This is a genomic window from Caballeronia sp. LZ034LL, from assembly GCF_031451215.1.
Lineage (GTDB): Bacteria > Pseudomonadota > Gammaproteobacteria > Burkholderiales > Burkholderiaceae > Caballeronia.
In genome coordinates this window covers 781,668-793,630 of the sequence record NZ_JARUXR010000001.1, presented here as the reverse complement: position 1 = coordinate 793,630, position 11,963 = coordinate 781,668, and the positions used below count along the sequence as shown (strand labels likewise).

Below are 11,963 nucleotides of genomic sequence, written 5' to 3'. Positions count from 1 at the left end.
AAAGGCGCCTGCCAATGAAAAACGCCTGCGCTTTTAACAGCAGCAGGCGTCTGATTCGTCTAAAGATAGCCGACGTTCAAGGATTTTCGCTATCTGGCTCGCCGGTTTCGCCGCCCTCGCCGACCGTGGCCTTGCTGGCATCCTCGCCGTACTCGACCAGCCGGTTATAGAGCGTCTTGAGGCTGATGCCGAGGATTTCCGCGGCCCGCGTCTTCACGCCGCCGCACTGCTCGAGCGTGGCGAGAATCAGCTGCCGGTCCGCTTGCGCCAGCGACGTGCCGAACGGAATGGTGACCGACGTCCCCGCCGAGGGCTTCGACAGCGAAATCTGCAGCGGCACGGTGGCGGTGCTGTCGGAATCCGACGAGGACATGATGTACGCGCGCTGCACGTAGTTCTTCAGTTCGCGCACGTTGCCTGGCCAGTTGTACGAGGCCAGCATCTCGCGCACGGCAACCGGGAAATCCTTCTTCGTGCTGTAGCGGTTGTTGAGCTCGTCGAGGAACGCCTGTCCGAGCAACTCGACGTCCTTGCCACGCTCGCGCAACGGCGGCAGGTTGATCGGGAACACGTTGAGCCGGTGATAGAGGTCGAGGCGCAGCTTGCCCTCGAGCACCGCCTGTTCCGGATCGCGGTTGGTCGCGGCGATCAGGCGCACGTCCGTCTCGATTTCCTTGGTCGTGCCCACGCGCATGAACATGCCGGTTTCGAGCACGCGCAGCAGTTTCACCTGGAGTTCGATCGGCATTTCGGTGATTTCGTCGAGGAACAGCGTTCCGCCGTTCGCGCGCTCGAAATAGCCCTTGTGCTGACGATCCGCGCCCGTGAACGAGCCGCGTTCGTGGCCGAACATCTCCGATTCGATCAGGTTCGGCGAGATCGCGCCGCAATTTACGGCGATGAACGCATGCTTGCGCCGCAGCGAAAGCTCGTGCAGCGTCTGCGCGGCCACTTCCTTGCCCGTGCCCGATTCGCCGATCAGCAGCACCGAAGCGGCCGTCGGCGCGACGCGGCCGATCTGGTCGTACACGGTCTGCATCGCGGGGGAATTGCCGAGCATCAGGCCGAAGCGGCCCATGCGGCGCAGTTCGCCGCGCAGCGTGCCGATTTCCGCCTTGAGGTCACCGGCACGCGGCAGGCGCGCGAGGATTGCCTTCACGCGCTGCATGTTGATCGGCTTGACGAGGTAGTCAGCGGCGCCCATCTTCAGCGCGCTGACGGCGGACTCGACCGTGGCATGCCCGGTGATCACGATCACCTCGACACCCGAGCGCGGGTCCAGATCTTCGAAGAGATCGACGCCGGTGCCGTCGGGCAGCTTCAAATCCGTGAAGACGACGTCCGGCGTCTGACGCACGAGCTGGATGCGCGCCTCGCGCAAATCGCTGGCAACGGCCGTTGTCAGTCCGTCTTCGCCGATGATCGCGGCTAGCGCCTCGCGGGTACTGGGATCGTCATCGACAATCAATACGTGTGGCATTGCGTCTCGAATGTTTCCAAAGCGTTTTCAGGTCACACGCCTCGATGCGGCGTGGTCTTCTCCGTGCGGGCAAGGCCGCGCGGGCCGGTGCGGTGAGCCAGGGCGCCGAATCTGCGAGCGATTCGCGCACCGTGTGATTCCGCAAAAATAGAATAATTTCCGATATTCAGCACGCTTGGAATCAACTCATCGTAAGTTTTTCCATATACGCAACTTATGAAAGAGTTTCACTGATTATAAGCGTTTATCAAGTCAAAAACGCACGCTGACCAGACGTGCGTTTCATCGACTGAGGCGGCTGCGCGTTCCGCGCCGGCGAACCCGCCGGGCGCGGCGGGCTTTGTCCGCGCGGGCTCAGCTGCGCGGGAAATGCCACGCGTCAGCGGTGCCGCCGACGACACCGTGGCCATTCACCGCACCGCCCGAAGCCGGCGTCAGCACCTTGCCGCCTTCATCTTCCCAGCGGCTGACGTCGCGCGCGGTGCGCCGGCCGGCGTCTTGCGATTGCACCCATTTCCATGCGAGCACGCTGCCCACTGCGAACAACGCGCCGAAGATTCCGATCGAAGGACGTGCCATGAGTGTTCTCTCCCAGTGTCATCAAAAATCGCCGAATCGTCGACGGTTTCCCGTGTCCGGCATTCGACGCAAGCTGTTAGCGCGAGACCAGCAGCCCTACGAGGAAGCCGACACCGGCGGCGATGCCGAGCGACTGCCAGGGATTGTCCTTCACATATTTCTCCGTGCAGTCCACGCCTGCGCGATAGCGCGTCTGTGCGCTCGCCTGCGCGTCCTCGAGGGCGCTGCGGGCCGAATCGACATGCTCGCGCAGGCGTGAACGCAGCGCATCCACGCCTTCTCCCGGCAGCGTCGCCGAGAGGCGCAACAACTCTTCCGAGTCGTTGAGCAGCACCTTGATGTCTTCGATGATCTTTTGCTTGCCCAACGCAAGCTGGACAGTCGTCTGACTCATGGAATGAAGTCCTCGCCCAAGTGGGGTGGTGCACGCATCGCCGTTGCTGCGGGCGGGCGTGCTTGTGTTTATCGATGCCGCGTTCAATGGGTTTCGGCGAGCCGCTGACCGGCGCCGCGGGCGCGCAGGCTCCGCACCAGGCCGCTCGCCACCAGCGCGCCGCCCATCGTGCCGAACACGAAGCTCGTCACGTTTGCCGCGCGCGCCAGCGCCGGCGTTCCTGCCGCATACCCTAACACCGCGCACATGAGCGCGGTCACCAGCGCAACCGCGGCCCAGTGATAGATGTCGATCGGTTCGCTTGCCGCGAGTTCCGGCCGGCTGCCGCGCGTGCCGCGCATCTTCGCGGGCCGGACGGGCTCGTGCACGATGCTGTCGAAATGCTGGATGTTGTCCATGATGCTGTTGCCTCTCTCGCTCATCCTCGTATCTGTGCCGCCGAAACGAGTCGTTGCGGCACTTTCGAATAAGTTCGATAGGGACATTGCAGCTTTCGTGCCAGCAGCGGCTTTCGTCAGAAGCAAAAGGCCGTGCGTGCGAAGACCGCGCCGCCATGAACAGACAACCGACAACAGCGGGTAACAATTACGCCGTGGCTTTGTAAATTCGCGATGCGTCCGGCGAACCTTGCCGGAATTGAGCGTCCGCGCTCCGGGCCTTCAGACAAAACACCGCATCGGCCCGAGCGCGCATTGCCGCAATGTCGTCGCGAATGGTTAAATAGCGTTTATGAGACAGGAACGTCCGCCTTCAGGCGGCCTTGGAGCAATCCAGGCCGCCTCGCCGCACAGACGCTCCTCGACCGACGCACGGCCAGCATCGACGCCCGCACAGCGCGGGGACGTATCTGGCAACGGGCGTCGCGCGTCGCCTTCCGACGCGCGCGGCATTCCACTCCCGCGTTGCTCGCGCGCCGGCCGCTACCGGATTCAGCGCAGGCGCGCCGCCGGACGCCGCCCGGACAACCCTATTCGCAAGCACTCAGGACACATCAGGACACATGGCGTCAACCGATCTCGATCAGCCGCCCCTTGCAGTCGGCGATACACCAGCGCAAAAGAAGCGCAGCGCGGGAGAAGTGCCCGGCCTGAAGTCCTATGGACTGATGTTCGGCTCGTCGCCCGTGATGCAGGAGCTGTATGCGCAGATCGAGCGCGTCGCCGCCACCGACGCGACCGCGCTCATCATCGGCGAGTCGGGCACCGGCAAGGAGCTCGTCGCGCGAACCATCCACGACCACAGCGCCCGCAAGGACGCTCCGTTCATCGCCGTGAACTGCGGCGCGATTCCCGACAATCTCATCGAAGCCGAGCTGTTCGGTCACGAGAAAGGCAGCTTCACCGGCGCGGTTCAGGGACGCATCGGCTACTTCGAGCACGCCAACGGCGGCACGCTGTTCCTCGACGAAGTCACCGAAATGTCGCCCGTGCGCCAGGTCAAGCTGTTGCGTGCGCTCGAAACCGGCACGTTCTTTCGCGTCGGCGGCAACGACCTGATCACGTCCGACGTACGCGTGATCGCCGCGACCAACCGTGATCCCGTCGCGGCCGTCAAGGAAAACGGCTTGCGTGAAGACTTGATGTACCGCCTCGCCGTGTTTCCGCTGCGCGCGCCGCCGCTGCGCGAACGCGACGCCGACCGCGAACTGCTCGCCCAGCATTTCCTGTCCGAAATGAACGCCCAGGAAGGCACCAGCAAGGCCTTCAGCAAGCGCGCGCTCGATGTCCTGCGCACCTATTCCTGGCCCGGCAACGTGCGGGAACTGAAGAACACGGTATATCGCGCGTTCATCCTCGCCGAGAAGACGGTGGAAATCGCGCATCCGCATCTCGCGTCGCGGGTGAAGAAGCCAGTGACGCAGGGCGATGCGATGAACGTCTGGGTTGGAACGCCGCTCGCCGACGCGCAGAAACAGATCATCCTCGGCACGCTCAAGCATTGCGGCGGCGACAAGCGGCGCGCGGCGAAGGCGCTCGGGGTAAGCCTGAAGACCCTGTACAACCGGCTCGGCGCCTACGAGAACGAAGACTCCGATTCGGTCGAGTCGGCCTCGAAGCACGACAGCTGAGGCGCGCCCGGCCTCCTTGCCGGGATGCAATCGACACGAAGCGAACGCCCTCCGGCGTTCGCTTTTTTTTGCCCGCACGCAGGACGCCTCGCGGACCGCGTTCCGTTCGTTTGCATTTGCTTGCAATTTTCACAGCCCGGTAATTAGAGGCTTGCTTCAGAATGCGCAAAGCTCGTGAAACGTTAGCGTCGCGCTTTTCACGAGAGCCGCCCCGCTCTGCCGGATCTCGCTCCGGCGGCGAAAGTTCAAGCAGATTCGAGCACCCGGTCAGCCTTGCCGGACATCGGAAAACGAAGGGAAGCAACATGCAAATCAGGGTAGACCGGCGTAGCCGGCACGTCGGCGCGCTGGCCGCGCTCATCACGGGGGTCATGGCCTGCGCGAGCCTGACGGGATGCAACTCCCTCTACAGCGAAGGCGCGACGGCCGGCGCCGGTATCGGCGGCGCGGCCATCGCCAGCAGCGTCACCAACAATGCGGCCGTGGCCACCGGCATCGGCCTGGGCGCGGTCGCCGCGGCCAGGACCGGCGTGCAGTACAGCCAGCGCGTGGTGCACACGAACACCCAGGATCAGATCGCCTCGGCGGCCGGTCCGCTCGATGTCGGCGCGGTGGCGCCGTGGAAGATCGTGCATTCGGTGCCGATCGAGGACGACGAAAAAGGCCGCGTCACCGTGAGCCGCATCATCAGCATCGGCGCGCTCGAGTGCAAGGAAGTGGTGTTCTCCGTCGATCGCGACGCCACGCAGGACCGTCCCGCTGACAGCGCCTTTTACGTCGCCTCGGTCTGCCGCGACGGCAACAAGTGGAAATGGGCCTCCGCCGAACCGGCGACGCCGCGCTGGGGCTCGCTGCAATGACGCTTCAGATCAGCTTGCGCGTCGGCCTGGTCGCCGCCGGCGCCGCGGCCTGCCTGAGCCTGAACGGCTGTGCGTCGATCGGCGCGGCCACCGGCGCCGCAGCCGGCATTGCGACGGGCGCCTTCACGACCAATCCGGCGATTGGCTTCGGCGTGGGCGTCGCGGTGCAGAGCGCCACCGACGAGCTCGTCAAGCGCACGATGAAGTCGCTGCATCAGGATCAGCAGGTCATGATCGCGGTGACCGCGGGCACGGCGTCGGTCGGCGAGACGCGGCCGTGGAAGGTCAAGCACACGCTGCCGGTCGAGAACGGCCACGGCGAAGTGCGCGTGCTGCGCGAATTCGGCAGTGCACTCGCGACCTGCAAGGAGTTCGCCTTCTCGGTCGTCGACGGCGACGATGCCAAGGCGCCTGCCGAATGGTTTGTCGCTACCGCCTGCCAGCAGTCGAGCGGCTGGAAGTGGGCGTCGGCGGAACCGGCGGTGGAACGCTGGGGCAACCTGCAATAAGGCCTTTTCATGCAAAAGCGCGGCCGCCGTCACCGGCGCGCCGCGCTTTTTTTTGAGCCGCGCGCAACGCGCGGCAAGACGTTCAGGCCTCCACGTCTTCCAGGCTCAGCATCTCGGTCTGGTCGTTGTACGAGAAGATCTCGCCGTAACGTCCCCAGTCGATCACCGCATCGAGCGATTCCTGCGCGGCCTTGTCGGAGAGGAAATCCTCCAGTTCCTGCTCGAAGCGCACGCGCGGCGCCCGGTGCCCCGGCCGCTCGTTCAGCACCTTCTTGATCCGCGCCGCCAGCGGCACGTGCCGCAGCAGATGCTCGGCGAACATCATCTTGCGCTCCTGCGTGCCGAATTCCGCGAACACGCGCGCCTGCGGCGTCAGGAAAATATCGCCTTCGCGGACGTCGGCGAAACCCAGATGCTGCAGCACTTCCGCGACCGGGAACAGGTCATCCACTTCCAAGTGCAGCGTGCGCGCGATCTCCGGCATGTCCGCGCGGCCGTGATACGGCGCGGCCGCGAGCGTTTCGATGAGACCCGCCATCAGGTTGGTCGACACCGAGGGCAGCCAGGTGCCCAGCTCCAGCCCCTTCTTCTTCGCCTCGTCCATCGGCCGCGCGGTCATCTTCGCGTAGATGTCGTCGACGAGCCGCCGGAACGCCGGATCCAGCCGGTTGCGCGGATGCTTGAACGGCACCTTGATCTCGGCCATCACGCGCCCCGGATTCGAGGACAGCACCAGGATCCGGTCGCACATGAACACCGCTTCCTCGATGTTGTGCGTGACGATCAGCACCGACTTGATCGGCATGCGGCCCTGCGTCCACAGGTCCAGCAGGTCGGTACGCAGGTTCTCGGCGGTCAGCACGTCGAGCGCGGAGAACGGCTCGTCCATCAGCAGCAAGGTCGGGTCGACGACCAGCGCCCGCGCGAAGCCCACGCGCTGCCGCATGCCGCCCGACAGCTCGCGCGGATAGGCGTTCTCGAAGCCGTCGAGACCGATCAGATCGATCGCGGCCAGAGCGCGCTCGCGCCGCTCGCGCGCGCCGACGCCCTGCGCCTCCAGCCCGGCTTCCACGTTCTGCAGCACGGTCAGCCACGGAAACAGCGCGAAGGTCTGGAACACCATCGCGACGCCCTTCGCCGGACCGCGCAACGGCTCGTTCAGATAGGTGACTTCACCGGCGGTCGGCTCGATCAGCCCGGCGATGATGCGCAACAGCGTGGACTTGCCGGAGCCCGAGCGCCCGAGCAGCCCGACGATCTCGCCCTCGCGGAGCGCGAGGTTCGCATCGTCGAGCACCAGCAGCTCGCCCTGGGTCTTGTTGAAGCCGCGGCTGACGTTCTGCACGCGCATGATTTCTTCGCCGAGCCGCGGCGGCGTACCTTGCGGGCGCTGGAAGCCCGGTGCAGCGGACGTCTGCGGGTTTTTTGGGTTCTGCATCGGAACTCGTCCTTAATCCAGCCGGAGCCGTGCTTCGGCGTAGGCGTATAGCGGGCGCCACAACAGGCGGTTGAACAGCGTGACGAACAGCGACATCACGGCGATGCCGAGAATGATCTTCGGGTAGTCGCCGGCGGCGGTGGTCTGCGCGATATAGGCGCCCAGGCCGTGCGCGACGACCTCGGTCTTGCCCCACGACACCGCTTCCGCGACGATGCTCGCGTTCCACGCGCCGCCCGACGCGGTGATGGCGCCGGTGATGTAGTACGGGAAGATGCCCGGCAGCATGCACTTCTTCCACCACTGCCAGCCGCGAATCTGGAAGTTGGTCGCGGCTTCACGATAGTCGTTCGGATAGGACGACGCCCCCGCGACCACGTTGAAGAGGATATACCACTGCGTGCCGAGCACGATCAGCGGCGACAGCCAGATGTCCGGGTTCAGGTGCCAGCGCACGATCACGACGACGAACACCGGGAACAGCAGGTTGGCCGGGAAGGCGGCGAGGAACTGCGCGAGCGGCTGGACCTTTTCGGCGAGCGCCGGACGCAGGCCGATCAATACGCCGATGGGCACCCAGACCACCGACGCCAGCGCGATCAGCACGACCACACGCAACAGCGTGATGAAGCCGAGCACGAACACGTGGCCCACTTCGCCCCAGGTGACGCCCGTCGATACGAACGACACCACCTTCCACACGACGAACACGGTGATCAGCAGCACCGCCGCGCCCCATGCGATGTCGCCCGTGCGCGTGGACGGCACCTTCGCGCGCAGCGGCAGCCCGACGTTCTCGAGCGCGCCCTGCAGCGACGGCAGCTTGATCGGCACGCGGGCGACCTTGGCAAGAATCCAGCCTGCCGGCACGAGCAGACGGTGAATCAGGCGCGTGCGGCGGATCAGGTCGAGCAGCCAGGAACTGGGCTCGTCGCCGGAACTAGTGTTCTCCATGCGGAACTTGTCGGCCCATGCCACCAGCGGGCGGAACATCAGCTGATCATAGGCAAGGATCACGACCGTCATCGCGAGGATGACCCAGCCGATCGCAGCGAGATTGCGCTCGCCGATGGCCGCCGCCAGATAGGCGCCGATGCCCGGCAGCACGATCGTCCGGTTGCCGACGGTAATCGCCTCCGACGCCACGACGAAGAACCAGCCGCCCGACATCGACATCATCATGTTCCAGATGAGGCCGGGCATCGAGAACGGGACTTCGAGCTTCCAGAAGCGCTGCCAGTTGGTGAGATGGAAGCCGCGCGAGACTTCATCCAGGTCGCGCGGCACCGTGCGCAGCGACTGGTAGAAGCTGAAGGTCATGTTCCACGCCTGGCTTGTGAAGATGGCGAAGATCGCCGCGCATTCGGCGCCGATCACGCGCCCGGGAAACAGCGCGAGAAAGAAGGTGACCGTAAACGAGATGTAGCCCAGCACGGGCACTGACTGGAGAATGTCGAGGATCGGCACCAGCACGATGGACGCGCGCCGGCTCTTGGCCGCAAGCGTGCCGTAGACCAGCGTGAAGATGAGCGAGGCGACCATCGCCAGCAGCATGCGCAGCGTGGTGCGCAGCGCGTATTCGGGAAGATTCGCGGGATCGAGCGAGATGGCCTGCGATTGCAGGGTCGAGATCGGCGCGAGGGTTTCGTGAAAGCCGACAGCGGCCAGCGCGATCAGGCAGATGATCATCGGGAAGGCGACGAAATCCCAGCGGTTGGGCAGGATCCGCCAGGCCGATGCATTCGCCGTGCGCTTCAGATTGAAACCAAATTCCATGCAAGGCCCTCCCCGTAAGGCTGTGATGCGACCGCGCGAGCGCGGGATAGTACTTGAGACGGCCCATCGGGCGTCGGCGGACGGGTGCGAAGTCGCCGGCAGCCCCATGCTCAACGCACGTCGCGGCTAAATGGACGACACAGCCGGACGACACGAACGGACGACACCCACGCCCTGCGCGCTGCCCATCGTTGCAAAGATTGCCCGAGCCGAACCGAGCGACACTACACCAAGCAACATGACACGCACAACCGTAACCACGCCCGCGCCCGCCATTCATGCGATGTTTCTGTTGCTCTTCCGCGCGGCAAGGGCACAATGAAGGGTCGGCGGGCGTTCCGTGAACGCCCCCCGCGTGCTTTTGCTTCCTTTCAGACGGGCTGCAATCCGTCCCGGCCAGGCGCCGCGGCGAGCGGTGCGCCGGACCACGCGGAGAACGGCGAGGTCAAGTGGGCGAACCCCTGCGCGATGCCTGTGTTGGGCGCACGTCGCAGACCGTCACGAGGCGCTTGATAGGCGGCAAAAAACATCGTCCAATCTGGGCTGGTTACAAACAATAAAATGAGCGCCGATGCGATGCGAGACGCCCGATCCGAGCCGGAAGTCCGCCTGTCCCCTGCCCGCCGTCACGGCGTGAGCCTGATTCACGCTGCTGCGAACGAGGCGCCTTGCAAGCCGCGCGCCCGGTTTGCAGGACGCACGTATTCCAGGCTGGCGGATACGCATCGGCCGGGCGACGCGCCTCGCATGCAGGCCGCGTGAACCACCCTTGCGCTCCAGTCCGATGAACAAGCTCATCCTGCACCGTGTGATCGCGACGCTCGGCCTGGCCGTGCTGGCGTTCGCATGCTGGATTGCCGCGGGCTTGCTGTCGGACCGCATGGTACAGCAGGAGATGACGTCGACGGTGCGCACCGAGCGCAACATGGCGGCGTCGATCGTCGACAACATGGCGCAGATCATCGCCAGCGATCTGGCGCTGTCGCGCGCCATTCCTGCGACGCTCGCCCAGATGGACCTGACCCAGCGCGCCCTCGCGGAGTCGCGGAATTATGCCTCGAAGCCGGGCGAGACGGAACTCGAACGGCGCAACAAATGGGCCGCGCGTCCCGGGCTCGAGAAGGTCAATCTCTTCCTGCACGACGCCCAGGGCTTCTCCGGTCTCGATACGATCTGGCTCGTCAACGAACACGGCTACTGCATCGCCTCCAGCAACGCCGGCGACGAAAACAGCTTCATCGGCTTCGACATGAGCGGACGCGGCTATGTCGCGCGGGCGCTGCTCGGCGGCTTCGTCGAGATGTACGGCGTGGGCCGGCTGTCCGGCGAGCCGGGCATCTTCATAGCGGCGCCGTCCTATCAGGACGGCATCCTGGTCGGCGCGGTGATCGCGAAGGTGAGCATCGACCGGTTGCGCCACTGGGTGTCGCGCGCGGGCACCTTCGTCACCGACGAAAACGGCGTCATCGTGATGGCGCACGACGGCCGGCTCGAATACGAAGCCATGCCCCAGGCGCCCATCACCCGCATGACCGCGCGCGAACGAATCGAGCATTACCGGCGCGACGCCTTTCCCGAACTGCGCCTGACACACGTCGGCGAGCAGATGCGCACCTCCGAACACTGGCTCGCGCCCGCGCTCGCACAGACCTTCTATGCCGCCAACGGCAGCAACGTGCCCTCGCTGTATGACGAGCGCACCGGCCTGAACTCCGGGCTCTCGGCGCATATCGTGCATCCGCTGACGAGCTGGCCGGAGATCAGCCGCAATCACAGCCGCGACCGCTTTCTCGTGTTCCTGACGATGCTCGGCGTGGTGACGCTCGCCATCGTGATCGCCACGTCGTACTCGCGCGAACGCCGCCTGCACCGCGCCACACGCGATCTCGCCGAGCAGTTGCAGGCCGCCAATACCCTGCTCTCCGCCGAAGCGCGCCACGACGCACTCACCGGCGCGCTGTCGCGGCGCTACTTCCTCGACACGCTGCGGCACGAAGTGGAACTGGCGCGTTCGGTCGGCACGCCGCTCTCGGTGGCGATCGCGGATCTGGATCACTTCAAGCAGATCAACGACCGCTTCGGCCATGCGTCCGGCGACCGGGCGCTCGAGCATTTCGTCGAGGTCTGCAGGACCCAGCTGCGGCCGAGCGACGCAATCGGACGTCTCGGCGGCGAGGAATTCGGCATCCTGCTGCCCCAGACCGCGCTGGCCGACGCGCAGGCCGTGCTCGAACGGCTGCGCAAGCGCTTCCATCACGAGCATTGCGCGCACTTGCCGGACGACGCGGTGCTGTCGGTGTCCATCGGCATCACCGAACTGGCGCCCGACGACGCCCTCGAATGGATTCTCTCCCGCGCCGACCTGGCGCTCTACGAGGCCAAGTCGCGCGGCCGCGACCGCAGCGAAGTACGGCCCGCCGACGCCGCGCCGCCCGCCCGCCATCCCGAAGACTCGCTCGCGGGCAAGTGAGCCGCGCGCCGCGGTAATCTCCGGTCATGGGCACGGTCATGTGCCCGGCGCGACGCCCGGGCAGCGCGCAGGTATCATCGACATTCGATATCGAATGACGCTGGCCTCAATCGGAGGATTGCATGAAGGGAAATCTGGTGATCGTGTGCCGGGATCAGGACGCGGAAACGTTCGACCACCTGCTCGCCGAATACGGTTCGTATCAGACGCGGCTCTCGTCGACAGCCTGGTTCCTGAAGATCGACCTCGCCCCGGAAGCGATCCAGGACGAGATCCTGTCGCGGCTCGGCAAGTACACGACGCACTACATCTTCGAGGCGTCCACGGTGACCTACAACACGGTGGACAGCGAGGCGGCCTCAGCGCTCGAAACGCTGTTCGACTGAGCG

At 65.3% G+C, this 11,963-nt stretch carries 11 protein-coding genes; 5 read left to right on the top strand and 6 right to left on the bottom strand.

Annotated elements, in window-relative coordinates; genetic code table 11:
• Positions 1–76 precede the first annotated feature (76 nt).
• From QCE83_RS03665 to QCE83_RS03650, 4 genes are all read right to left on the bottom strand, one after another.
• Positions 77–1,480 (bottom strand): sigma-54 dependent transcriptional regulator, encoded by a 1,404-nt coding sequence (locus QCE83_RS03665; protein WP_309807676.1) that lies wholly within the window; start codon positions 1,478–1,480, stop codon positions 77–79.
• Positions 1,481–1,834: 354 nt separating this feature from the next.
• Positions 1,835–2,059 (bottom strand): hypothetical protein, encoded by a 225-nt coding sequence (locus QCE83_RS03660; RefSeq protein ID WP_309807675.1) that lies wholly within the window; start codon positions 2,057–2,059, stop codon positions 1,835–1,837.
• 76 nt (positions 2,060–2,135) lie between these two features.
• The gene (locus tag QCE83_RS03655) at positions 2,136–2,453 is read right to left on the bottom strand and encodes a DUF883 family protein (RefSeq protein WP_309807673.1); all 318 of its coding nucleotides are present in this window, start codon (positions 2,451–2,453) and stop codon (positions 2,136–2,138) included.
• Positions 2,454–2,536: 83 nt separating this feature from the next.
• On the bottom strand, positions 2,537–2,875 hold the full coding sequence (locus tag QCE83_RS03650; RefSeq protein WP_309807672.1) for a hypothetical protein: 339 nt from the start codon (positions 2,873–2,875) through the stop codon (positions 2,537–2,539).
• Positions 2,876–3,453: 578 nt separating this feature from the next.
• Here QCE83_RS03650 and QCE83_RS03645 point away from each other — a divergent pair.
• From QCE83_RS03645 to QCE83_RS03635, 3 genes are all read left to right on the top strand, one after another.
• Positions 3,454–4,521 (top strand): sigma-54 dependent transcriptional regulator, encoded by a 1,068-nt coding sequence (locus tag QCE83_RS03645; protein WP_309807671.1) that lies wholly within the window; start codon positions 3,454–3,456, stop codon positions 4,519–4,521.
• A 305-nt stretch (positions 4,522–4,826) separates the two neighbouring features.
• Entirely contained in the window at positions 4,827–5,381 is a 555-nt protein-coding gene (locus QCE83_RS03640) for a hypothetical protein (RefSeq protein WP_309807670.1), read from the top strand.
• Positions 5,378–5,890, top strand: coding sequence for a hypothetical protein (locus tag QCE83_RS03635; RefSeq protein ID WP_309807669.1), 513 nt, complete (start codon positions 5,378–5,380; stop codon positions 5,888–5,890). Before QCE83_RS03640 ends, QCE83_RS03635 begins: the two co-directional genes overlap by 4 nt.
• An 82-nt stretch (positions 5,891–5,972) precedes the next feature.
• On the opposite strand, the gene QCE83_RS03630 is transcribed toward QCE83_RS03635, so the two are convergent.
• A complete protein-coding gene (locus QCE83_RS03630; protein ID WP_404984114.1) occupies positions 5,973–7,328 on the bottom strand; it encodes an AAA-associated domain-containing protein in 1,356 nt (451 codons plus the stop codon).
• 12 nt (positions 7,329–7,340) lie between these two features.
• Positions 7,341–9,104: an ABC transporter permease subunit gene (locus QCE83_RS03625; RefSeq protein ID WP_309807667.1), complete on the bottom strand. Its 1,764-nt coding sequence runs from the start codon at positions 9,102–9,104 to the stop codon at positions 7,341–7,343.
• Positions 9,105–9,888: 784 nt separating this feature from the next.
• On the opposite strand from QCE83_RS03625, the gene QCE83_RS03620 reads away from it, so the two are divergent.
• On the top strand, positions 9,889–11,574 hold the full coding sequence (locus tag QCE83_RS03620) for a diguanylate cyclase (RefSeq protein ID WP_309807665.1): 1,686 nt from the start codon (positions 9,889–9,891) through the stop codon (positions 11,572–11,574).
• Between the two features lie 122 nt (positions 11,575–11,696).
• Positions 11,697–11,960 (top strand): hypothetical protein, encoded by a 264-nt coding sequence (locus QCE83_RS03615; RefSeq protein ID WP_309807664.1) that lies wholly within the window; start codon positions 11,697–11,699, stop codon positions 11,958–11,960.
• The last annotated feature ends 3 nt before the right edge of the window (positions 11,961–11,963 follow it).